1 protein-coding gene is annotated in these 498 nt (G+C 74.3%); it reads left to right on the top strand.

Annotated elements, in window-relative coordinates; translation table 11 throughout:
- Window positions 1-150: 150 nt before the first annotated feature.
- On the top strand, window positions 151-498 hold a 348-nt coding region (locus AC2W7C_RS18935), incomplete at its 3' end, for a TolC family protein (protein ID WP_486002714.1).

Here is a 498-nt window from a genome sequence, read left to right as displayed (position 1 = left end):
TGGCGCTGGTCGAAGAAGGGGCGCGAACCCCTGTTGCGTGGCATCCAGGGCGAGGCCGAGGCCGCAGCCGCCCGCGCCGCCCGTGACGAAGCTCTCGCGGAACGCGACGCAGCCTACGCTCGCCTCACCGCCGTAGCGATGATTCCGGCGATGGTGACGAGCATCGACGCCAGCCTGCTGGACCAGGCGCCGACGACCGCGCGGGTCGCCGCCAGCGACGCCCCGACGGTCCGGGTCGCGGAGGCGGAGCGGACGGCCGCCGCGCGACGCATCGACGTCCAGCGGATTGAGGCCCGGCCGGACATCAACGCCAGTGTCGGCGTCCGCCGTTTCGAGGCCGAGGACGCCACGGCCCTGACCTTCGGGATCAGCACGCCCCTGCCGTTGTTCGACCGGAACCGGGGGAACATCGAAGCGGCCCAGGCCGAGTTTCGCGCCGCGGACGCCCGTCTGCTGACCGCGCGCCAGGACGCCCTGGCCGACGGGCCGGCCGCCGGT

This window comes from Brevundimonas sp. CURTG3B2_SDJG (genome assembly GCF_057364705.1).
This window is presented reverse-complemented; position numbering and strand designations above follow the sequence as displayed.